Genomic DNA, 20,879 nt, shown 5'->3' on the forward strand with positions numbered 1-20,879 from the left:
AAGAGGTCAAGCGGCCATGCACCAAACTGGCACAGGCGTTGCTTGATGCCGGGGCATGGTCGCCCGCTTCAACATCCCCCCCGGTACCGATGCCTTGTGGCAGCAGCGCCTGAGCCTGCTGCTCGATTCGACCGACGAGGGCATGTTCGGCATTGACCTGCAGGGCGATTGTGTCTTCATCAACCGGCCCGGGGCCAGCCTGATCGGCTACGAGCCCGCCGAACTGCTGGGGCGCAACATGCATGCGCTGACCCACCACAGCCATGCCGATGGCCGGCCCTACCCGGACCGCGACTGCCCGATCTTCAACGCCTTCCGCCAGGGCTTGCCCTGCCGCATCGACTCCGAGGTGTTCTGGCGACGCGACGGCAGCAGTTTCCCGGTCGAGTACTCCAGCCAGCCCATCCTTGACGGGACCGAGGTGCGCGGTGCGGTCATCACCTTTGTCGACATCACCGAGCGGCGCCGTGCGGCCCAGGCCTTGCAGCGTGCCCACGACGCCCTGCAGCGCAGCAACGATGTGCTGGAGCAGCGCGTGCAACAGCGCACCCTGGCGCTCAGCGACGCCCTGGTGCGCCTGCGCGAACTCTCGGCCTACTCCGAGCGCGTGCGGGAGGACGAGCGCACCCGAATCGCCCGCGAGGTGCACGACGAACTGGGCAGCCTGCTGGTGGCCCTGAAGATGGACGTCAACTGGCTGCACAAGCGCCTGGGTGAGCAGGCGGCCCGCGAGCCCGAGGCGGCGCAGGACATGCGCGGCCAGATGCGCTGCAAATGCCAGAACATGAGCCGCCTGATCGAGAACGCCGTCGACAACGTGGGTCGCATCATCACCGACCTGCGCCCCAGCATCCTGGACCACCAGGGCCTGTGGGCGGCGCTGGAATGGCAGGCCCACGAGTTCGCCCAATCGGCCGAGCTGGCGCTGGAGTGGTGCATGAGCGTGCCCGAAACGCTGAGCCTGCCTGAGCCGGCCGCGATGGCGGTGTTCCGCATCTTCCAGGAGATGCTGAGCAACGTGGGCCGCCATGCCCATGCCAGCGCGATCGACATCCTGATCGAGCAGCGCGATGCCCAGCTGCACCTGCGCGTGCAGGACAACGGCGTGGGCGCCAGCCCGCAGGCCCTGGAGGCGCCCACTGCCTACGGCGTCATGGGCATGCGCGAGCGGGCGCGCCACCTGGGCGGCCTGCTGTTGATCCAGAGCGCACCGGGCGAAGGCTCGTGTTTTCACTTGCAGATTCCGCTGGAGACCCCATGAACCTGGCTGCGACCGCCCCCGCCCCGATCCGCTTGTTGCTGGCCGATGACCACCTGATCGTGCGCCAGGGGCTCAAGCAGGTGCTCGGCGATCCGGCCAATGGTCAGCCCGAGATCACGGTGCTGGCCGAGGCCGCCACCGGCCCCGAGGCCCTGACCCAGATCGAGGCCCTGCAGGGCCCGGCCGGGCTGGACCTGGTGCTGCTGGACATCGCCATGCCCGGGTTGGACGGGCTGGAGGTGCTGCAGCAATTGCGCCGCCAATGGCCCGCCTTGCCGGTGCTGATGCTCAGCACCTACCCCGAGAAACAGTACGCCGTGCGCTGCATCAAGCTGGGGGCGGCTGGCTACCTCAACAAGAGCGCCGACCCCGACGACATGGTGGTCGCGGTGCGCAAGGTGGCCGCCGGTGGCCGTTACCTCAGCGAGGCCACGGCCGAAGCCCTGGCCGGTGCCCTGTCACGCACCACCCTGGCGCCCAGCACGCCGGCCGCGGTCATGGCCGCCATCGATGCCCTGTCGCACCGCGAGCACCAGGTGTTCCGCCTGCTCACCAGCGGGCATTCGGTGAGCGAAATTGGTGCACAGCTCAAGCTGGCGCCCAACACCGTGAGCACCTACCGGGCCCGCATCCTCGAAAAGACCGGGGCCCGCAACGATGTCGAGCTGGCCTTGCTGGCGCGCAGCGCTTCTGGAGCCTGAAAAGCCGTTGGCTGCAATTGATTTGTAGGGCTGGCCCTACAGGGTGTCGACATGCCGGGCACGAAATGCAGTGGATCCCCGTCAACGCGCCACTTGGGCGGCAACTTGGCCCGCGCTTTGCGTAGCGCATCACATCCTGATCAACGAGGTGTGCCATGTCCGAGTTCTTTTCGCCCTACGATGCCGACCGCCCCCTGATGCTCAAGTGCAGCTGCGGGCGTGAGCACACGGTGGCCGACCATCAAGCAGAAGTCACTGCCGAAGCGGCCGCCGCCACACTGCGCCAGCGCAGCCTGAGCAGCGAGTTCGAGGCCTACAGCAACGAGTTCATCGAAGCCACCCTGGTCAAGGCCTTGTTTCCGCAGGATGCCTTGCGGCGCCGCTTCCTGCGCGCGGTGGGCAAGGGCACGGCCATGGCCGCCATCAGCAGCGTGCTGCCTGTGGCCAGCCTGCAGGCCATGGCCCAGGAGGCCGGCAAGGGCGGCACCAACCTCGAAAAGAAAGACCTGAAGATCGGCTTCATCCCGATCACCTGCGCTACCCCGCTGATCATGGCCCACCCCCTGGGCTTCTACAAACAGCAGGGTCTGAATGTGGAGGTCACCAAGACCGCGGGCTGGGCGCTGATCCGCGACAAGATCATCAACAAGGAATACGACGCCACCCACTTCCTCAGCCCCATGCCGCTGGCCATGTCGCTGGGCCTGGGCTCCAACGCCACCCCCATGAACGTGGCCACCATCCAGAACATCAATGGCCAGGCCATCACCCTGGCCCTGAAGCACAAGGACAACCGCGACCCGAAGAACTGGAAGGGCTTCAAGTTCGCCATTCCTTTCGAGTTCAGCATGCACAACTTCCTGCTGCGCTACTACTTGGCCGAGGCCGGCCTCAACCCCGACACGGACGTGCAACTGCGCGTGGTGCCGCCGGCCGAGATGGTGGCCAACCTGCGGGCCGGCAACATCGATGGCTTTCTGGGCCCGGACCCCTTCAACCAGCGCGCCGTGTACGAAGAGGCCGGCTTCATCCACCTGCTGACCAAGGACCTGTGGAACGGCCACCCCTGCTGTGCCTTCGGCACCAGTGCCGAGTTCATCCAGAAGAACCCGAACACCTTCGCCGCCCTGTACCGTGCGGTGCTGACTTCGGCGGCCATGGCCCGCGACCCCAAGAACCGCGAACTGATCGCCAAGGTGATTGCCCCGCAGGCCTACCTGAACCAACCCGAGGTGGTGCTGCAGCAGGTGCTGACCGGCAAATTTGCTGACGGCCTGGGCAACATCCGCAACGTGCCCGACCGGGCCGACTTCGACCCCATGCCCTGGCAGAGCATGGCCGTCTGGATGCTGACCCAGATGCAGCGCTGGGGCTACATCAAGGGGGCGGTCAACTACAAGCAGATCGCCGAGAAGGTGTTCCTGCTGACCGATGCCAAAAAGCAGATGAAGGCCCTGGATCAGAAGGTGCCCGAAGGCGGCGCCTACCCCAAGTTCAACATCATGGGCAAAGAGTTCGACGCGGCCAAGGCCGAGGCCTATGCCAAGAGCTTTGCCATCAGCAAGGGGACCTGAGCCATGAGCCCCTTCAAATCCCTGGGCTTCCGCGCCGGCGTGCTGTCGGTGCTGATGCTGCTGGTCCTGCTGGCGGTGTGGCGCACCGCCACCCTGCCCGATGCGCCGGCGGCGGCACCGACCAAGGCCTTGAGCGCCGAACAGATCGAGTACCTCAAGATGATGGGCAAGGACCCGGCGGCCGCAGCCCCGGCCGAAGCCGGCGGCAGCGCCAAGTCGGGGGGCTTTCCGACCCCGTTGCAGACCGCCACCGCGGCCTGGCAGCACCTGCGTGACCCGTTCTACGACAAGGGTCCCAACGACAAGGGCATCGGCATCCAGCTGGCCTACTCGCTGGCGCGGGTCGGCCTGGGTTTTGGCCTGGCTTGCCTGGTGGCCATCCCGCTGGGCTTCGTGATCGGCATGTCGCCCCTGCTGCGCCGGGCCTTTGACCCCTTCATCCAGGTGCTCAAGCCCATCAGCCCGCTGGCCTGGATGCCGCTGGCGCTCTACACCATCAAGGACTCGTCGATCTCGGGCATCTTCGTGATCTTCATCTGCTCGATCTGGCCCATGCTGGTCAACACCGCCTTCGGCGTGGCTTCGGTCAAGCGCGAATGGCTCAACGTGTCGGCCACCCTGGAGGTCAACCCGCTGCGCCGGGCCCTGCTGGTGATCCTGCCGGCTGCGGCCCCCACCATCCTCACCGGCATGCGCATCAGCATGGGCATCGCCTGGCTGGTGATCGTGGCGGCCGAGATGCTGGTGGGCGGCACCGGCATCGGCTACTTCGTCTGGAACGAGTGGAACAACCTGTCGCTCACCAGTGTGATCTTCGCCGTGCTCGTCATCGGTGTCGTGGGCATGCTGCTGGACCTGGCCTTTGGCCGGCTGCAGAAGGCGGTGACCTATGTGGAGTGATCTCGGCAGCCGTGTCGCTCGGGCGGGGCTGGCCAGGCCCCAAGCAGAAGAAAGGAACCCCAAGGTGGATGGATTTCTGAAAGTCGAAGCATTGAGCAAGGCCTACGATCCGGCCCGCCCGGTGTTCTCGGACGTGTCCTTCTCGCTGGCGCGGGGAGAGTTCGTCTGCATCATCGGCCATTCGGGTTGTGGCAAGACCACCATCCTGAACGTGCTGGCCGGCCTGGACCAAGCCAGCTCGGGCTATGCCTACATGGACGGGCGCGAGATCGCCGGCCCCAGCCTGGAGCGGGGCGTGGTGTTCCAGAGCCATGCCCTGATGCCCTGGCTCACCGTGCGCCAGAACATCGCCTTCGCGGTCAAGTCGCGCTGGCCCGAGTGGAATGCCGCCAAGGTCAACGTGCACCTCGAGAAGTTCGTCGAGATGGTGGGCCTGAGCGCGGCCATCGACAAGAAACCCTCGGCCCTGTCGGGGGGCATGAAGCAGCGCGTGGGCATTGCCCGGGCCTTCAGCATCAGCCCCAAGATGTTGCTGCTCGACGAGCCCTTCGGGGCGCTGGATGCACTGACCCGCGGCACCATCCAGGACGAGCTGATGGGCATCGTGCGCCAGACCCAGCAGACCGTGTTCATGATCACCCACGATGTGGACGAGGCCATTCTGCTGGCCGACCGCATCCTGCTCATGAGCAACGGCAACGACACCCCCCAGGGCTACCGCCCCGGTGGGCTGGCCGAGGTGGTGGTCAACCCCTTGCCGCGTGAGCGCAGCCGGGCCAGCCTGCACCACCTCGATGGCTACTACGAACTGCGCAACCACGTGGTCGATTTCCTCGTCAGCCGCGCCCGGGCGCACTGAGCTTCCACCCCGAACCGGGTGCTTCAAGCCGCGGCCTGCCGGTCGCGGCGGGGCAGCGCTCGGCCCGGGACTTCCAACCTGTTTCCCCGTGTTCTTCAAAGGAGCCAACATGAACCGCAACGACATCACCGAAAAAATCATCACCACCAAGGTGCAAAAAGGCATCAAGTGGGAGGCCGTGGCCAAGAAGCTGGGCCAGTCCAAAGAGTGGACCACCGCCCTGTGCCTGGGCCAGATGACCGCCACACCCGAGCAGGCCAAGGTGCTGGGCAAGATCTTCGGCTTGACCGCCGACGAGCAGAAATGGCTGTGCGTGGTGCCTTACAAGGGCTCGCTGCCCACCCCCGTGCCCACCGATCCGCTGATCTACCGCTGGTATGAGATCGTGAGCGTCTACGGCAGCACCATCAAGGAGCTGATCCATGAGGAGTTCGGCGACGGCATCATGAGCGCCATCGACTTCAGCATGGACATCCAGCGCCAGGCCGACCCCAAGGGCGACCGCGTGAACGTGGTGCTGTCGGGCAAATTCCTGCCCTACAAGACCTACTGAGGCGCCCCGCGGGGCGGGCGCAGGCGTTAAGCTCGGGGCCGTTTTCCTCTGAGGCCCCGGTTTTCTCCATGCGCATCGAATCCATCCGCCAGCAACTGCGCGCCCATGGCGCCGGCCCCGCCCACGAGCAGCGGGTGCTGCGCCTGTGGGCCCAGGCCAAGCCGCAGGACAGCGGCCGGCGGCGGCTGGAAGACTTCATGCCGACGACGGTGCGTGAGTTGCTGCCAGCCTTGAGCGCCGAGCTGGCCGGCCTGGCCACGCTGCGTTCGCAACACCCAGGCGAAGACGGCTCGGCCCGCCTGCTGGTGGCGCTGGCCGATGGTCAGACCGTGGAGAGCGTGCTGTTGCCGCGCGACGGCCTGTGCGTGTCCACCCAGGTGGGCTGTGCGGTGGGTTGCGTGTTCTGCATGACCGGGCGCGAGGGCCTGCTGCGCCAGGTGGGCAGCGCCGAGATCGTGGCCCAGGTCGCCCTGGCGCGCACGCTGCGGCCGGTCAAGAAAGTGGTGTTCATGGGCATGGGCGAGCCCGCCCATAACCTGGACAACGTGCTCGAAGCCATCGACCTGCTGGGCACGGTGGGCAACATCGGCCACAAGAACCTGGTGTTCTCCACCGTGGGCGACCCGCGGGTGTTCGAGCGCCTGCCCCAGGGGCGGGTCAAGCCGGCGCTGGCCTTGTCCTTGCACACCACGCGCGCCGAGCTGCGCGAGCAACTGTTGCCGCGCGCCCCGCGCATCAGCCCCGATGAACTGGTGGACCAGGGTGAGCGCTATGCCCGCGCCACCGGCTACCCGATCCAGTACCAGTGGACACTGATTGACGGCGTCAACGACAGCCAGGAAGAACTCGATGGCATCGTGCGCCTGCTGCAAGGCAAGTACGGCGTGCTCAACATGATCCCCTACAACAGCGTGCCCGATCTGCCCTTTCAACGCCCCAGCTGGGAGCGTGCCGCCGAGATTGCCCGCCACCTGCATCGGCGCGGTGTGTTGACCAAGCTGCGCCAGTCGGCCGGGCAGGATGTGGAGGGGGGCTGTGGCCAGCTGCGGGCGCGCAGCCAGGCTGAAGCGCCGCAGCAGCCTGTGCATTGGGCGCCCCGGCCTGAGAACGTCAACACGTTCTGAAGGCCTGCTCAGTGGCGCGATGACTGCATCGGGTCCAGCCGCTCGCCGCGCAGCAGGGCCAGGGGCGAGCGCCAGTAGATCTGCACGTTGTGGATCGGATCGGTGATGATCTTGAAGGCCCAGGCCAGGCCCCAGGCCGGGCTGCGCAGCACGAACAGGTGCAGCGTGCGCAGCAGCAGCCCCGTCACCCCCAGGGCCAACCACAACAGGCCCACGTCGTGGGCATGGCCGGCCAGGCCAGCGCCCGGGTGGATCAGCCCGAACAGGTCAGGCCGCAGGGCCAGCAGCACCGGCAGCGCCAGCCACACCCCGATCAGGATGGCCTTGCGGCGCATGTTGTAGCCGACCTTGATGGCTTCCTTGTGGGCATCGCTGGCCTGGTTCACGGTGTCGTAACCGCGGGGCTCGAAGAAGATGTGCCCCGATTGGCGCGTCACCATGCCGACCAGCCAACCCACCATCGCGGCCGCCGCCGGGTCGACGAACAGCAGGCCGTAGGCGCACAGAAAGCTGATCGCGCTGATCAGGTGCAGCGTCTGGTTGATGCGGCACCGGTGGTAATAACGGTGGTCGTCCCAGCGCAGGGTGTCGACTTTCTGCAGGAAATCATGCACGGCAAACTCCTAGGTCATGAAAAAGGAATGACCGCAGCGTGACCGGCCCGCATGAAAGTGAATTGACAGCGGGGTGACCGGGCGATGTCACATGGCCTTTCCTTGATCTGGATCGAATCCCGAGCGGGTGGGCGTTCAGTGCAGGGTCAGCGGCTGTGAGCTGGTCTTGACCCGCACCACCGCGGGCCGGGCTTCGTAGCCCACGGACGTCCGGCCCAGCAGGGCCGCCGTCAAGGTGCTGACCTGGCGGGCGATCGGTTCGATGTAGCGGCTGGCCGCCCCGTCGACCGTGATGCAGTCGCCCAGGGCGTGGATGCCGGGCTGGCTGGTGGCCAGCGTGGCCGGGTCCACTGCAATCCCGTCGCGCCAATGCAAGCCGGCGCTGCGTGCCAGCCGGCCGGGCGTTTGCAGGCCTGCGGCCACCACCACCTGGTCCACCTCGTGGTGCTGGCCGCCAGCGGTGTGCACCTGGTAGCGCCCGCTGGTGGCCGAGCGGGTCACTTGGGCCACGGTCTGGGCACCCTCGAAGGTGATGGGCAGGCCCTTCCAGGCGGCCAGCAATTGGGCCCCGGCTGCCTGGCTCTGCCAGCGGGCCAGGGGTTCGCGGGCCGCGTCGAGCAGGCGCACCCGGTGGCCGCCCAGGGCCAGGTCGTTGGCCAGTTCGCAACCGATCAGCCCGGCGCCCAGCACCAGCACGTCGCGCGGGCCGTCGCCCAGGGCCTGGCGCAGGCGCTGGTAGGCCGCCAGGTGGTTGATGCGCCAGCACAGACCGGGCGACAGCCCCGCCGGCAGCGCGGCCTCGGCCCCATGGGCCAGCACGAGTTGACGGTAGGGCAGGTTGCCCCGGGTGGTGCGCAGTTGTCGCGTCTCGACGCAGACGCGCACCGCGTGGGTGTGCGGGAGCAGGCGCAGGTTCAGTCGCCGGGCCGCTTCGGCCCCGCTTTCCTTGACCAGGCTCTCGGGGGCCAGGTGGCGTGCCAGTGCCACCGAGAGCAGCGGCTTGTCGTAGCGGTCGCCGCTGCAGGCACTGACCAGGGTGATGGGCAGCCCGGCATCGTGCTGGCGCAGGCTTTCCGCCAGTTGCCAGCCGGCCTTGCCAGCGCCCACGATGACAACGCCCGCATCGCCCCGGTGCACACGCACCAGGGGCGCCGAGGTGTTGGGCAAGGGCTGTCGATCGGTGCCCGGGCCGGGGGGCGTGTAGGGCGAGAAGTCGCTCTTGGTCACGCCGCACAGGGGGCAGGCCCAGTCCTCTGGGATGTCGGCAAAGCGGGTGCCCGGGGCCAGGCCGCTGTCCGGGTCGCCCAGGGCTTCGTCGTACAGGTAGCCGCAGGCGTGGCAGATGTAGGTCTGCCAGGCCGGGGCCAGGGCGTCGACCGCCAGGCCCACGGGGCTGGGGCGGGCATCGGGCTGGCGGGTTGGGGTGTTCATGCGGGCAACTCCTCGGCACTCAGGCGAGCGATTTCCTTGCGCAAGTGCTTGATGGCGGGCGTGACGATGGCCACGAAGTGCGATTCACGCACCCGGCGTTGCACCTCCGAGCTCATCAGGTAGCCCCGTGCGCCCTGGTGCATCAGGGCCGACTGGGCCGCACGCAGGCACAGTTCTGCGCCGTGGGCGCGGGCGTCCAGCACGTCGATGAAGAAGTCTTTGTCGGTGCTGTAGGGGGTGCGGGCCAGCTGCATGACGCGCGCGCTCAGCTCGTCGAGCTCGGCCTGCAAGGCGTCGGGCCGGTCTTCCAGGTACTGGTTGACGTGGCCCAACTGAGGTTCCACCGCCCACATCGAGTCGATGGCACCCTGGGTGATGCCCACGGCCATGCCGCATTGCAGCATCACGAAGGCGGCCCGGATGCGGGCAATGAAGGGGCGTGCCGGATCGGCCATGAGTTCGGCCTCACCCACGAACAGGTCTTTCACGCGCAGGGCATAGGTGGCCGTGCCCTCCATGCCTGAGAACGAGGGGCATTCGCGCAGCTCCACCCCGGGCGCGTCGCAGCGCAACAGGAACATGATCTCGTGCGTCGGGGCGGCGCCGTCCTGGGGCGATACGGCGGCAATGGCGCCGCAGTAGTGGTCCGGCCCCAGGTTGCTGACCCAGGGCAGGGTGCCACTGACCCGGTAGCCGCCGGCCACCGGGGTCGCCTTGAGCAACAGGCTTTCGATCTGCGCAAAGCTCTTCATGGGGTTGGACAGGGCGGTGCCGCCCAGGCGTTCACCGCGCACATGGGCGGCCAGCACCTCGGCACCCAGCGCGGGCTGGCCCGACTGTTGAAGGTACAGGCCGGCCACCGCCTGGCACCACATCATGAAGCCGGTGGCGCCGCACACCCGGGACACCTCGGCCATGGCCTGGATGGCCAGCGCGTAGTCGCCCGGCCCGTGCTCGCTGTCCAGGTGGGCACTCATGGCGCCAGCGGCGGCCAGGGCCCGCAGCACGTCGCGCGGGTACAGGCCCTCTCGATCAATGGCCTGCACCTGCTCGCGCAGGGGGCCCTGGGCCAGGGCGCGGGTGGCCGCCAGCAGGTCGCCGGCTCGAATTTCGGGGGGCAGGTCAGCGGGGTTCATGCTCAAGTCCTTGAGGTGGCTGCAGGGGCTGCGGAGCGGGCCGGTTCAAACCGTCAGTCAGCCAGGCTGATGGTGAACGGGATCGGGTTGCGCAAGGTGTTGGCCACCGGCGAGTAAAAGTTGGCGTGCTGCACGATGTCGTCCAGCACCTCGCGTGGGGCGTCGCCCTCGATCACCACCTTCACGCGAATGGCCTGGAAGCCCATTTCAGGCGGTGTCTTCTCAAGCGCGCCACCGGCGCCCCAGGCGGCCGGGTTGCCGATGTCGCCCTCCAGAAACACTTCCAGCTTGCTCAGCTTGATTTGCTTCCAGGTGGCCACGGCGGTGATCCCCACCGCCAGACAGCCGCCCAGACCCGACAGCACGATCTCACCCGGCGCGGGGGCGGTGTCCTGGCCGAACAGGTGCAGGGGCTCGTCCACCACCACCGGGGTGTGCGTGCCCACGGTGCTGAGCGAGCGGTACTGGCCCTCCATCACCGTGTGGACTTTGTTGGTGCCGCGGCTGGCGGGGTTGGCCCGGCCCTTGGCGGCGAAGGCGGCCAGGCCCTCGCTGTCGATGGGGCGCAGGTAGGCCTTGACGGTGGTGGGGGTGGCGAGGGCGGAAGCGTCGGTCATGGGGTGGGTCCTTGATGGGGTGGGGGCAGGGCCATCGGCCCCGGCCTGCCTGCTTCATTGCAACCCACGTGCCAAGACCGGTTTGACACGATCAGAACGCTTGAAACCAATATCCTGATTGAATTGTTTGCTCTGGATATGAGAGCGAATTGAACGGCGATTGCGAATCGGCCAGGCCGCTTGTGTCGACCCAATGTCGACAATTTGTCGACCTGTTCAGCGCAGGCCGGCCTTGCGCAGACGGTAGGCAAACTGGCGCAGGGTCAGGCCCAGGCTCTGGGCCGCGCGGGACTGGTTGCCGTGGTGTTGTTGCAGGGCTTGTTGCAACTGGGCCACCGGGTGGGCGTGCACGCTCTGGTAATCGCGCACCAGCGGGGCGGGTGAGGCCTCATCGGCGGCGGCCTCGGGCCAGCCCGCGGGGCCCGGCGGCCTGACCCGCATCGGCGGGGCGCCGGCCTGGCCACTGTTCTGGCTTTGGCGCAGCAGGCGCAGCAAATGGGGCTGGGTCACGGCACTGTGCTCGCTCAACAGGACCAGGCGCTCGATGAAATTGCCCAGCTCGCGGATGTTGCCGGGCCAATCCTGGTGCGTCAGGGCTTGCAGCGCCTCGGGTGTGAGGTTCACATTGCGCTGGTGGGCCTGATTGGCCCGGCTCACGAAATGCAGGGCCAGGGCCTGGATGTCCTCGCGCCGCTCGCGCAGCGAAGGCAGGCGGATCGGGATCACGTTGAGCCGGTAATACAGGTCCTGGCGGAAGCGGCCTGCCTGCACATCGGCCGACAGGTCGCGGTGGGTGGCGGCGACCAGGCGCACGTCCACCCGTTGTTCGCGGCGCCCACCCAGGCGCACCAGCGTGCCCTCTTGCAGCGTGCGCAGCAGCTTGGATTGCAGGCCCAGGGGCAACTCGCCGATCTCGTCGAGAAACAGGGTGCCGCCGTCGGCCTGCTCGAACCAGCCCGGGCGGGCCGCCACGGCGCCGGTGAAGGCCCCCTTCTCGTGCCCGAACAGCTCGGACTCGAACAGCGTCTCGGGGATGGCGGCACAGTTCACCTTGATGAAAGGGTGGTCACGTCGCCCGCTGGCCAGGTGCACCGCGCGAGCGAACAGCTCCTTGCCGGTGCCCGATTCACCCAGCAGCAGCACGCTCACGCTGGCCTGAGAGACCTGCTCAAGCTCGCTCAGGGCCTGCAGCAGGGCGGGCGAACTGCCGATCAGCCCATAGCGTGCCGCATGGGTTTGCAGGGCGTGTGCCAGCTGGGTGTTGCGGGCTTCAAGCTGGCTCGTCTGCTCGCTCACCAGTTGCTGCAACTGCAGCAGTTGCCCGGCCAGGGTGGCCAGCACGCGCAGCAGCGCCAGGTCGTCGTTCAGGTGGCGCTGCCGGCTGCGGATGCGGTGGCAGGCCAGCACGCCCAGGGTCTGGCCCTTGGCCGTGATCGGCAGGGCGATGAAGGCGACGGTTTCGGGCGGCAGCTCGGCCCGGCGTACCGAGCGGAACAGAAACAAAGGCTCGTTGTCGATGTCCTGCACGAGGGCGGGTTGCCCGGTGGCCAGCACGCGCCCGGTGATGCCTTCGCCCACCGCATATCGGCCGCGCTGGGCTTCGGCACGTGTGAGGCCATAGGCATGCTGGATGCGGGCCTGGGCCGACTCGGGCTCGCGCAGCACGATGCGGCCCCGGTTCAGGCCCAGCAGTTCGCTCATCAAGTGCAGCATCTCGCGCAACACGGTCTCGGGGCTGAGGCTGCGGCCGACCAGGCGCATCACTTCGTGCATCAGCAGCAGCTCCTGGGCGCGCCAGTCGGTGGTCGGCATCCGGGCGGAGGGCGGGTTCTGATCAGGGGGCTGGGCCATGCCGGCGGCCATGCAGTTGCCGTGCCAGCCCGAAGGAGGCGGTGTCCGAGGTGGGGTCAGAGCAGGATGTCGCTGCTGCCCGGGCACAGCAGGCGCGGAAATTCGCGCATGGGCAGCCAGGCAGCGGTGTGCTCCGGGCTGTGCCAGGGGGGCTGGCGGCTGAGGTCCGGCGGTGTTTCGAATTCGCGGTACTGGCCCTGGCCCAGGTAGATGGCCCAGCGTCCGCCGATGGGCCGCCGGGTATCCAGCATCCCGGGGCTGGGTGGTGGGCGCAGCCAGACGCGGTCGCCCGGCACCGCAAAGCCCGAGGGCAAGGGGGCTTCAGGGCTGCCGATCTGGCGCATCAGAGCCTGATGGAATTCGCAATCGCGCACCGGTCGGTGCTGGAAGCGGGCCTGCAAGCGGCTGTACAACGCCGGGTGGTGGCGGCGCGTTTCCTCGGCCAGACCCAGCAGCAGCACGTATTCCGAGGCGCGGTAGGGCGAGAGTGCAAACCCCGGGCCCTGGGCGGGTTGCAGCAGGGCCTGCAAGGCCGCCGTCAGGGGGCGCTCGGGGCGCAGCAGTGGGGGGTGGCCCGTTTGCAGCTGCCAATCTTCGGGCGGATGGCGCGGCCCGGTCGGGTCGGGGTGGAGCCGGGTGTCGCGTGCCGCCTGCACAATGCCCTGGCGCACCCGCACGGCGGCCGCCCATTCGGCATGGCTGGGAAACGTGAACGCCACCGGGCTGAGCAGCAGCGCCACCACGATCTCGCGCGCCAGATCGTCCGCGTGCCGGGGGTCCAGGGCCAGGGTTCTGGACAGGGCCCGGGTGTCATGGCCCGGCGCCCAGTGCTCGATCAGGGTGGGCTGCAGTGCCACCTGCATCGCGGGTGCCGTGGTGGCATCGCCCGCCAACAATTGAACATCCACCAGGCTGGCCAGGCCCAGCTGCTGCAACTGCTCCATCAACTGCCAATGGCCTTGCTGCAAGGCTGCCTTGCTGCTTCCCTGAAACACCACGCCGCAGGCCCCGGGCGGTGACGCCAGGGGAGGCTGCCCGGAGGGCGGAGGGTGGAGTTGGGTGGGCGCGCTCAGCATGTCCTCAGTATCGACAGGCTGATCGCAGCCATACAACCGTGAAAACCCGCCGCCGAGCACCGGCATCCCCCCTGGAAACCCGGAGCCCATGCTCAAGCGTGGGTGATCCAACTGGCGTAGTCGGGGTGGTCCAGATGGGGCAGGGTGTTGTAGGTGACCAACGAATGCCGCTTGGGGTTGAAGTGGAATTCGGTCACCGAACTGTTGCGGATGCGCAGGTTGAGTTCGATCGTGGCTTCAGGGGTGGTGCCCAGGATGTGGCCCACCGCAGTCGAGATGGGCCCACCGCTGGAGACCAGCAGGACGTTGCCCTCGCAGTTCTGGCGCACGTGGTCCAGGGCGCTGCTCACACCGTGCACGAAATCGTTGTAACTGGGCATGCCGCGGGGGCTGACCACCCCAGCCATCCATTGCGTCAGGCCGTCACGCAGCAGGCGAAAGTGGTGCCGATACAGTTCGGGGGTGTCCGGCTTGGGCAGGGGCATGGGGTGGATGGCCTGGATCACCGCCTCGCTGTCGTACTCGTTGAGGCCGGGCCACAGAACGGGCTGGGCCTGCCAGTCCAGGCCCCGGGCGATGCCGGCAAAGGTTTCCTGGTGGCGGCGCAAGGTGCCGGTGATGACGGCCTGGAACTCCAGACCCTTGCCTTTGAAGTACTCGCCCAGGCGTTCGCTCTGGCGGTGACCGAGCTCGCTGAGTCGGTCGTAATCATCGGCGCCAAACGAGGCCTGGCCATGGCGCACAAGGTAAAGGGTTCCCATGGGCGGATTCTGTCAAGCGCCCACAGACCGCACAGTCGCCGCGGCGACCGATTCGTCGGAAAACCGTCACATGGGTGACGGCACTGGGTGGCGTGGGTGCCTCAGGCGCCCGCCAACACCCCTGCCATCACGCCCGCATCGACATTGCCCCCCGACAGGGCCAGGCCCACGGTCTGGCCGCGCAGGGCGCTGCGCTCTTGCAGCGCGGCCGCCAGGGCGGCGGCGCCGGCACCTTCGGCCACGTTGTGGGTGTCGGTGAACAGCGCCCGCATGGCCTGGGCCACTTCGGCATCCGTGACCTGCACCAGGTGGTCCAGGCCCGGGCCCAGCACGGCCAGGGCGGCGGCATCGGCGACGCGGCAGGCCATGCCGTCGGCCAGCACGGTGCTGACCGGGGCTTCGACCACGCGGCCGGCCGCGATGGAGTCGGCGTAGGTGGTGGCATGGGCACTGACCACGCCGACGATGCGTGCGCGGTGGCCCAGGGCCTGTTTGGCGGCAATGGCCGAGCAGGCGCCCGAGCCCTGGCCGATGGGCACGTAGACCACGTCGAGCTCGGGCACGGCGCGCAGGAACTCCCACCAGTAGGTGCTGACACCGCGCAGCAGATCGCGGTGGAAGCTGGGCACCATGTGGGCCCCGCGGTCCTGGGCCAGTGCGATGGCGTGCTCGCGAGCGGCCTGGAAGTCGTCGCCGTGCTCGATCAGGTTCACCCCCAGGCAGCGCATGGCGGCGTTCTTTTCGGTGGAGTTGCCGTGCGGCACGACGATGGTGCAGGTCACGCCATGCGCCCGGGCGGCCCAGCCGATGCTTTGGCCATGGTTGCCCCGGGTGGCGCTGATCACCTCGCGCGGCAATTCGCCGCGCCGGGCGAGTTGGTCGAAGTAGGTCAGGCCGCCGCGGATCTTGAACGCGCCCACGGGCGTGTGGTTCTCGTGCTTGAGCCAGCAGGGGGTGCCCAGGCGCTCGCTCAGCAGTCCCCATTGATATTGAGGGGTGGCCGGGAAGGCGCGGTAGACCACCTCGGCGGCGGCTTCGATGTCAGCCAGGCTGGGCAGGCTGGCCTGGGGCAGTGCGGTGCTCACAGATCCACCGTCCCTTCGATGCAGGTCACGCTGGCGCCGCCGACCCAGACCTGTTGCTGGTCGTCGCAGTCGATGTGCACCCGGCCTGCGCGGTCCAGGCAGGTGCCCTGGGCGGCCACGTAGTGGCGGGGGGCATGGCCGTCGGCGATCAGCCATTGGGCCAGGCTGGCGTTCAGGCTGCCGGTGACGGGGTCTTCCAGGATGCCGATGGGCGCGGCAAAGGCGCGCACCTCCAGCGTCGGGGCGGTGGGGTCTCCGGCGGGGGCGCTGCTGCTGCGCGGGGTGGCGCCGAAGGCCCGAGCCTCACGGTTGGAGTGTGCGATCAGGCCGGTGCGCACCTCGGGGTGGTCGATGGCCACCACGCCGACCTTCTGGCCCAGGGCCTTGAGTTCCAGGTGATCGGGCTGCAGGCCCAGCACCGTCTGCGGGTGGTCCAGCAGCAGGCCCATCCAGACCGGGCCGTTGTCCAGCACCTGGGCCGCCAGCACCTGCTGGGGCTTCAGGCCCAGGGCTTTGGCCACCTGGGACAGCACGGTGGGGCTGGGGTCGCTGCGCCGCAGCGTGGGGGCGGCAAAGGCCAGGCGCTGCCCGGCGCCGCTGCCTTCGCGCCGGATGCGCACGAGGCCGACGCGGCATTCCTGCACCACGTGGGCGGCCGAGCGCGGTTGCCCGCCGGCACGCAGCCAGGCGTGGCAACTGCCCAGCGTGGGGTGGCCGGCAAAGGGCAGCTCACCGCCGGGGGTGAAGATGCGCACCTGGTAGTCGGCCCCCTGGGCGCGGCCCGCTTCGGTGGGGGGCAGCAGGAAGGTGGTTTCGGACAGATTGGTCCAGCGCGCAAAACGCTGCATGGCTTCATCGTCCAGGCCGCTGGCATCCAGTACCACGGCCAGGGGGTTGCCGTAACCGGCCGTTTGGGTGAAGACGTCGACTTGTTGGAAAGGGCGTTGACTCATGGGGCACTCGGGGATTCTTGGGGTGAGAGGGCGCCTGCCTCGGGGCAGGGGCTTCATCCCCGAGGCCAGGTGGTCGCGTCAGCCCAGCGCCTGGCGCAGGGTCTTGGCGAGGGCAGCGACGCCGATGTTGATCTGCTCGACGCTGGCGGTCACGAAGGACAGGCGCAGGGTGCGCGGGTCTCCGTGGTCGGCATAGAAGGGGGCACCGGGCACGAAGGCCACGTTGTTCTCCACCGCCAGGGGCAGCAGCTTCACGCTGTCCAGCCCCTCAGGCAGGCGCAGCCACAGGAACATGCCACCCACGGGGCGGTTCCACTGCACACCCAGGCCAGCGAACTCGCGGTCCAGGGCGGCCAGCATGGCCTCGCACTGGGCCTTGTAGAGGGCGCGGATCTTGGGCACGTGGGTGTCCAGGAAGCCGTCCTTGATCACCTCGGCCACCATGCGCTGGTTGAAGGTGGGGGTGTGCAGGTCGGCCGCTTGTTTGGCTTGCAGCAGCTTGGGGTAGATGGCCTTGGGCGCCACGATGTAGCCCAGGCGCAGGCCTGGCGCCAGCACCTTGGAGAACGAGCCCAGGTAAATGGTGTTCTCGGGGTTGCGCGCGGCCAGGGGCAGGGCCGGCGGGGCGTCGAACCACAGGTCGCCGTAGGGGTTGTCCTCGACGATGGGCAGACCGATCTCGGCGGCCTTGGCGGCCAGGGCGGCACGGCGCTCCTCGGTCATGGTGCGGCCGGTGGGGTTCTGGAAGTTGGGCAGCAGGTAGACGAAGCGGGCGCGGTCGGCCGCGCTGCCGTCACCGATGGCCTGGCGGGCCAGGTCTTCCGGATCCGGGCCTTGCTCGTCGCAGGCCACGTTGGCCACCCGGGGTTCCATCGGCGTGAAGGCCTGCAGGGCGCCCAGGTAAGTGGGGGTTTCCACCAGGATGCGGCTGCCGGTGTCGATCAGGATCTTGGCCACCAGGTCCAGACCTTGCTGGCTGCCGGTGGTGATCAGCACCTGGTCGGGATCGACGTTCCAGGGCAGGTGGTCGGCGATGAACTGGCGCAGCACCGGCAGGCCTTCGCTGGAGGCGTATTGCAGCGCGGCGGCACCATCTTCGCGCAAGACCTTGGCGCTGGCGGCCGCGAAGGCCTCGATCGGGAAGGTCTTGGGCGACGGCAGCCCACCCGCAAAGCTGATGATGCCGGGCTTTTCCGTGACCTTCAGGATTTCACGGATGGCCGAGGGATTCATCTTTTGGGCGCGTGTGGACAGCGTCCAGCTGGGGGTGCTCATGAGGCGTTTCCTTTCGTTGGCAGGGAGCTCAAAACGTGATTGTCGGTGTTTGTGGGCGCGTTCACCGGCGACTTGCGTCCCAGGAACACGGTCAGCACCACGGCAGCGGCGAACAGCGCGGTGCCCAGGTCCAGTCGCTCGCCGAGCAAGGGCACGGCAAACAGCATGGACAAAAAGGGTTGCAGCAGTTGCACCTGGCTGACCCGCACGGTGCCCCCGAGGGCCAGCCCCCGGTACCAGGCAAAAAAGCCCAGCCACATCGAAAACAGGGCCACGTAGCCGAAGGCCAGCCAGGCCGAGGCAGGCAAGGCCTGTTCGGGGCGGCTGCCCCAGGCCAGCGGCAGCGTCAACGGCAGGCCCAGCAGCAGTGCCCAGCAGATCACATGCTCGGCCGGCATCTCGCGTGACAGGCGCCCGCCATAGGCGTACCCCACGGCGGCGCAGGCCATGGCCAGCAACAGCAGCCCGTCGGCCGGGCTCAGGCCCAGGCCCGTCCCCCCCGCATGGGTCAGCGCAAACACCACCACCAGGGCGCTGCCCAGGCCGGCCCAGGCCCAGAACTGCCACGAAGGCCGTTGGCGATGCAGCACGGCGCCCACGGCGGCGGTGGCCAGGGGCAACAGGCCCACGATCACGCTGGCGTGCACGGCCTGCACGTGGCGCATGGCCAGCGAGGTGAACAACGGAAAGCCGAACACCACGCCCAGCGCGGTCAGCAGCAGGGGCAGACGCTGCGCGGCGGTCGGCCAGTGCGCCCGGGTGGCCAGCAGGTAGCCGGCCGAAAGGATCGCCGCCACCACGGCGCGGCCCATGGCCACGAACAGGCCTGACATCAGGGGAGCCTCGGGGCTGCCCACGGCCAGCCGGGTCATGGGCAGGGTCAGGGCGAAGATGGCCACTCCCAGGGCACCCAGCCAGAGGCCGCGGCGCAACAGAGGGTCGGATCCCGTGCTGAGGTTGTTCACAGTGCGCTCCAGAGCAGCCAGGCCGCCGTGCCCGCCAGGGCGGCGGCCATGACGCGGTTGAACACCAGCAGGCGCTGGCCCTGGGCCAGCCAGTGCCGCAGCATCGAGCCCACCAGGGCGTAAGCCAGGTTGCTGAAGAACGCAAAGCACAGCATCACCGGCAGGATCAGCAAAAAGCGTTGCATTGGCTCCGCCTGGCCGGCCACAAAGCCGGCCACGATGGACAGGGCCAGCATCCAGGCCTTGATGTTGAGGAACTGCAGCATCACGCCCTGGCCGAAGGTGACTTGCAAGCGCGAGGCATCGGCCTGGGCCAGTTGGCGGCTGTTCATGAGGCGCGAGGCCAGCCACAGCAGGTAGGCGACACCGGTCGCCAGGATGGCCCAGCGCAAAGCTGGCAAGGCCAGGATCACGGCGCCCACCCCGGCCGAGCACAGCGCCAGCAGCAGCGACCAGCCCACCGGCACCGCCAGCACGAAACGCATCGCCCGGCGCAGGCCGAAGTTGGCCGCCAGGGCCGTCGACAGCGTGGTGTTGGGCCCGGGGGTGAAGCTGCTGGCAGTGGCCAGCAGCAGCAATGCGGAAAATTCTTGCCAGCTCATGTCGGTCACTTTATAGTTTTTGACCAACACAGGGCCAATACAGTTTGTTCGACATTTTCACAATCTGTATTGGCAAAACCTTCAATACAGTTTTGCCCATGCTGACGCGTCACGCCCAACAATCCCTGACCGAACAACTGGCCGAGCGCTTTGCCGAACGCATCCGGGCCCGTCTGCTGGCACCCGGGGCACGCCTGCCTTCGGTGCGTGAATGCGCCCGCCAGCAAGGCGTGAGCGCCTACACCGTGGTGGCGGCCTACGACCAGTTGCTGGCCCAGGGACTGGTGGAGGCGCGGCGTCAACGCGGTTTCTTTGTGCGCGATCTGGTCAGCCCCGAGCCGCCGGGCCCGACGCCTCAGCGCAGTGCCGCTGCCGGGGTGCTGGGCGAGGCCCTTCATGCCCTGCCTTCGGGCTCGCATGTGAACGCTGCGGCGCTGATCCGGGGCATGTTCCACCAGGCCTCGAACAAGCCACAGCCCGGCTCGGGGGTGCTGCCGCCGGACTGGCTGGAGACCACCTTCATGCCGGCGGCGGTGCGCAAGGTGACCAGCACACGGGCGCTGCAGGAGAGCTCCTTGCGTTACGGCGATCCGATGGGCGACGCCGAGCTGCGCCGGGTGCTGGCGCAGCGCCTGGCCGGCCTCAACATCCGGGCCCAGCCGCAACAGCTCATCACCACCGTGGGGGCCACGCACGCCCTGGACATCGTGAGCCGTACCCTGCTCAAGGCGGGTGATCCGGTGATGGTGGAGGAGCCGGGCTGGTCGGTCGAATTTGCCCGGCTCGATGCCCTGGGCATGCGCATCCTGCCCGTGCCGCGCCTGGCCGATGGCCCGGACCTGGCGGTGATGCAGCGCTACTGCGAGGTGCACGCCCCCAAGCTGTTCGTGAGTGTGAGCGTATTCCACAACCCGACCGGTCACTGCCTGACCCCGGGCAGTGCTCACCGGGTGCTGCAACTGGCGACCCAGCATGATTTTCACATCGTCGAAGACGACACCTATGGCCACATTGCACCCGACCATGCCACCCGGCTGACCGTGCTCGATGGCCTGCAGCGCAGCATTTATGTCAGTGGCTTTGCCAAGATCCTGGCGCCCAACTGGCGGGTGGGATTTTTGGCGGCGCCACCCGATCTGGTGGAGCGCTTGCTGGACACCAAGCTGCTGGCCACGCTGACCACGCCCTCGCTGCTGGAAAAGGCCCTGGCCCTGTGCATCGAGCAGGGGCAACTGCGCCGCCATGCCGATCGCATCCGCACCCGGCTGGATGCCGCCCGGGCCCGCACGGTGAAGCTGGCGCTGCAGGCTGGCTGCACCTTTGTGGCCGAACCGGCCGGCATGTTCGGCTGGGTGGACACCGGGGTGGACACCGATGTGCTGGCGCAGCGCATGCTGGACGAGGGCTATCTGCTGGCACCGGGCGCGTTGTTCCACGCCAGCCGCAAACCGGGCACGCTGATGCGCATCAACTTTGCCACGGCGCAGGACGCCGCGTTCTGGAAGGTATTTGCCCGGGTGGTGGGCGAAAGCCGCTGAGGC

Annotated in this window: 20 protein-coding genes; 8 read left to right on the plus strand and 12 right to left on the minus strand. The window is 68.2% G+C overall.

Annotated elements, in window-relative coordinates:
- Positions 1 to 55: 55 nt before the first annotated feature.
- The 7 genes from AC07VS_RS20145 to AC07VS_RS20175 all read left to right on the plus strand — a co-directional run bounded on the left by AC07VS_RS20145 (position 56) and on the right by AC07VS_RS20175 (position 6,972).
- Positions 56 to 1,261, plus strand: a complete 1,206-nt coding sequence (locus AC07VS_RS20145) for a sensor histidine kinase (protein ID WP_494751803.1) — start codon at positions 56 to 58, stop codon at positions 1,259 to 1,261.
- Positions 1,258 to 1,962: a response regulator gene (locus AC07VS_RS20150; protein WP_492349253.1), complete on the plus strand. Its 705-nt coding sequence runs from the start codon at positions 1,258 to 1,260 to the stop codon at positions 1,960 to 1,962. The genes AC07VS_RS20145 and AC07VS_RS20150 overlap by 4 nt, the downstream gene beginning before the upstream one ends.
- Before the next feature lie 155 nt (positions 1,963 to 2,117).
- Entirely contained in the window at positions 2,118 to 3,536 is a 1,419-nt protein-coding gene (locus AC07VS_RS20155; protein ID WP_492349252.1) for a CmpA/NrtA family ABC transporter substrate-binding protein, read from the plus strand.
- 3 nt (positions 3,537 to 3,539) lie between these two features.
- Positions 3,540 to 4,436, plus strand: coding sequence for a nitrate ABC transporter permease (ntrB, locus tag AC07VS_RS20160; protein WP_494657742.1), 897 nt, complete (start codon positions 3,540 to 3,542; stop codon positions 4,434 to 4,436).
- Complete coding sequence (locus AC07VS_RS20165) at positions 4,426 to 5,295, plus strand: ABC transporter ATP-binding protein (protein WP_494751804.1); 870 nt, start codon at positions 4,426 to 4,428, stop codon at positions 5,293 to 5,295. The genes ntrB and AC07VS_RS20165 overlap by 11 nt, the downstream gene beginning before the upstream one ends.
- A gap of 109 nt (positions 5,296 to 5,404) precedes the next feature.
- Entirely contained in the window at positions 5,405 to 5,848 is a 444-nt protein-coding gene (gene cynS / locus AC07VS_RS20170; RefSeq protein ID WP_492349249.1) for a cyanase, read from the plus strand.
- A gap of 68 nt (positions 5,849 to 5,916) precedes the next feature.
- Complete coding sequence (locus AC07VS_RS20175; protein ID WP_494657743.1) at positions 5,917 to 6,972, plus strand: RNA methyltransferase; 1,056 nt, start codon at positions 5,917 to 5,919, stop codon at positions 6,970 to 6,972.
- An 8-nt stretch (positions 6,973 to 6,980) separates the two neighbouring features.
- Here the strand turns inward: AC07VS_RS20175 and AC07VS_RS20180 are convergent, their stop codons facing one another.
- From AC07VS_RS20180 to AC07VS_RS20235, 12 genes are all read right to left on the minus strand, one after another.
- Complete coding sequence (locus AC07VS_RS20180; RefSeq protein WP_494751805.1) at positions 6,981 to 7,586, minus strand: hypothetical protein; 606 nt, start codon at positions 7,584 to 7,586, stop codon at positions 6,981 to 6,983.
- 135 nt (positions 7,587 to 7,721) lie between these two features.
- Entirely contained in the window at positions 7,722 to 9,017 is a 1,296-nt protein-coding gene (locus AC07VS_RS20185; RefSeq protein WP_494751806.1) for an FAD-dependent oxidoreductase, read from the minus strand.
- The gene (locus AC07VS_RS20190; RefSeq protein WP_494751807.1) at positions 9,014 to 10,153 is read right to left on the minus strand and encodes an acyl-CoA dehydrogenase family protein; all 1,140 of its coding nucleotides are present in this window, start codon (positions 10,151 to 10,153) and stop codon (positions 9,014 to 9,016) included. The genes AC07VS_RS20185 and AC07VS_RS20190 overlap by 4 nt, the downstream gene beginning before the upstream one ends.
- 53 nt (positions 10,154 to 10,206) lie before the next feature.
- Positions 10,207 to 10,770, minus strand: coding sequence for an OsmC family protein (locus tag AC07VS_RS20195; RefSeq protein ID WP_492349244.1), 564 nt, complete (start codon positions 10,768 to 10,770; stop codon positions 10,207 to 10,209).
- Positions 10,771 to 10,986: 216 nt separating this feature from the next.
- Complete coding sequence (locus tag AC07VS_RS20200) at positions 10,987 to 12,621, minus strand: sigma-54 interaction domain-containing protein (protein WP_494751808.1); 1,635 nt, start codon at positions 12,619 to 12,621, stop codon at positions 10,987 to 10,989.
- Positions 12,622 to 12,677: 56 nt separating this feature from the next.
- Entirely contained in the window at positions 12,678 to 13,697 is a 1,020-nt protein-coding gene (locus tag AC07VS_RS20205) for a TGL-type protein-glutamine gamma-glutamyltransferase (protein ID WP_492349242.1), read from the minus strand.
- A 92-nt stretch (positions 13,698 to 13,789) separates the two neighbouring features.
- On the minus strand, positions 13,790 to 14,458 hold the full coding sequence (locus AC07VS_RS20210) for a histidine phosphatase family protein (RefSeq protein WP_492349241.1): 669 nt from the start codon (positions 14,456 to 14,458) through the stop codon (positions 13,790 to 13,792).
- Positions 14,459 to 14,559: 101 nt separating this feature from the next.
- Positions 14,560 to 15,543, minus strand: coding sequence for a threonine dehydratase (locus AC07VS_RS20215; protein WP_494751809.1), 984 nt, complete (start codon positions 15,541 to 15,543; stop codon positions 14,560 to 14,562).
- A complete protein-coding gene (locus tag AC07VS_RS20220) occupies positions 15,540 to 16,496 on the minus strand; it encodes a PhzF family phenazine biosynthesis protein (protein WP_494751810.1) in 957 nt (318 codons plus the stop codon). Before AC07VS_RS20220 ends, AC07VS_RS20215 begins: the two co-directional genes overlap by 4 nt.
- Before the next feature lie 78 nt (positions 16,497 to 16,574).
- The gene (locus AC07VS_RS20225) at positions 16,575 to 17,771 is read right to left on the minus strand and encodes an aminotransferase-like domain-containing protein (protein WP_492349238.1); all 1,197 of its coding nucleotides are present in this window, start codon (positions 17,769 to 17,771) and stop codon (positions 16,575 to 16,577) included.
- Positions 17,768 to 18,736, minus strand: a complete 969-nt coding sequence (locus AC07VS_RS20230; RefSeq protein WP_492349237.1) for a DMT family transporter — start codon at positions 18,734 to 18,736, stop codon at positions 17,768 to 17,770. The genes AC07VS_RS20225 and AC07VS_RS20230 overlap by 4 nt, the downstream gene beginning before the upstream one ends.
- Entirely contained in the window at positions 18,733 to 19,338 is a 606-nt protein-coding gene (locus AC07VS_RS20235) for a LysE family translocator (RefSeq protein ID WP_494751811.1), read from the minus strand. Before AC07VS_RS20235 ends, AC07VS_RS20230 begins: the two co-directional genes overlap by 4 nt.
- A gap of 98 nt (positions 19,339 to 19,436) precedes the next feature.
- Between AC07VS_RS20235 and AC07VS_RS20240 the strand changes: the two genes are divergently transcribed.
- The gene (locus AC07VS_RS20240) at positions 19,437 to 20,876 is read left to right on the plus strand and encodes an aminotransferase-like domain-containing protein (RefSeq protein ID WP_492349235.1); all 1,440 of its coding nucleotides are present in this window, start codon (positions 19,437 to 19,439) and stop codon (positions 20,874 to 20,876) included.
- Positions 20,877 to 20,879: the final 3 nt, after the last annotated feature.

The sequence above is a fragment of the Curvibacter sp. GW821-FHT01G03 genome (assembly GCF_059422285.1).

What these genes read in the sequence shown, in the direction of transcription:
- AC07VS_RS20145 (WP_494751803.1), top strand. Translation starts at nt 56, where the DNA reads ATGGTCGCCCGCTTCAACATCCCCCCCGGTACCGATGCCTTGTGGCAG.
- AC07VS_RS20205 (WP_492349242.1), bottom strand. Translation starts at nt 13,697, where the DNA reads ATGCTGAGCGCGCCCACCCAACTCCACCCTCCGCCCTCCGGGCAGCCT.
- ntrB (WP_494657742.1), top strand. Translation starts at nt 3,540, where the DNA reads ATGAGCCCCTTCAAATCCCTGGGCTTCCGCGCCGGCGTGCTGTCGGTG.
- AC07VS_RS20190 (WP_494751807.1), bottom strand. Translation starts at nt 10,153, where the DNA reads ATGAACCCCGCTGACCTGCCCCCCGAAATTCGAGCCGGCGACCTGCTG.
- AC07VS_RS20165 (WP_494751804.1), top strand. Translation starts at nt 4,426, where the DNA reads ATGTGGAGTGATCTCGGCAGCCGTGTCGCTCGGGCGGGGCTGGCCAGG.
- AC07VS_RS20210 (WP_492349241.1), bottom strand. Translation starts at nt 14,458, where the DNA reads ATGGGAACCCTTTACCTTGTGCGCCATGGCCAGGCCTCGTTTGGCGCC.
- AC07VS_RS20225 (WP_492349238.1), bottom strand. Translation starts at nt 17,771, where the DNA reads ATGAGCACCCCCAGCTGGACGCTGTCCACACGCGCCCAAAAGATGAAT.
- AC07VS_RS20185 (WP_494751806.1), bottom strand. Translation starts at nt 9,017, where the DNA reads ATGAACACCCCAACCCGCCAGCCCGATGCCCGCCCCAGCCCCGTGGGC.
- AC07VS_RS20200 (WP_494751808.1), bottom strand. Translation starts at nt 12,621, where the DNA reads ATGGCCCAGCCCCCTGATCAGAACCCGCCCTCCGCCCGGATGCCGACC.
- cynS (WP_492349249.1), top strand. Translation starts at nt 5,405, where the DNA reads ATGAACCGCAACGACATCACCGAAAAAATCATCACCACCAAGGTGCAA.
- AC07VS_RS20150 (WP_492349253.1), top strand. Translation starts at nt 1,258, where the DNA reads ATGAACCTGGCTGCGACCGCCCCCGCCCCGATCCGCTTGTTGCTGGCC.
- AC07VS_RS20220 (WP_494751810.1), bottom strand. Translation starts at nt 16,496, where the DNA reads ATGAGTCAACGCCCTTTCCAACAAGTCGACGTCTTCACCCAAACGGCC.
- AC07VS_RS20195 (WP_492349244.1), bottom strand. Translation starts at nt 10,770, where the DNA reads ATGACCGACGCTTCCGCCCTCGCCACCCCCACCACCGTCAAGGCCTAC.
- AC07VS_RS20155 (WP_492349252.1), top strand. Translation starts at nt 2,118, where the DNA reads ATGTCCGAGTTCTTTTCGCCCTACGATGCCGACCGCCCCCTGATGCTC.
- AC07VS_RS20175 (WP_494657743.1), top strand. Translation starts at nt 5,917, where the DNA reads ATGCGCATCGAATCCATCCGCCAGCAACTGCGCGCCCATGGCGCCGGC.
- AC07VS_RS20235 (WP_494751811.1), bottom strand. Translation starts at nt 19,338, where the DNA reads ATGAGCTGGCAAGAATTTTCCGCATTGCTGCTGCTGGCCACTGCCAGC.
- AC07VS_RS20240 (WP_492349235.1), top strand. Translation starts at nt 19,437, where the DNA reads ATGCTGACGCGTCACGCCCAACAATCCCTGACCGAACAACTGGCCGAG.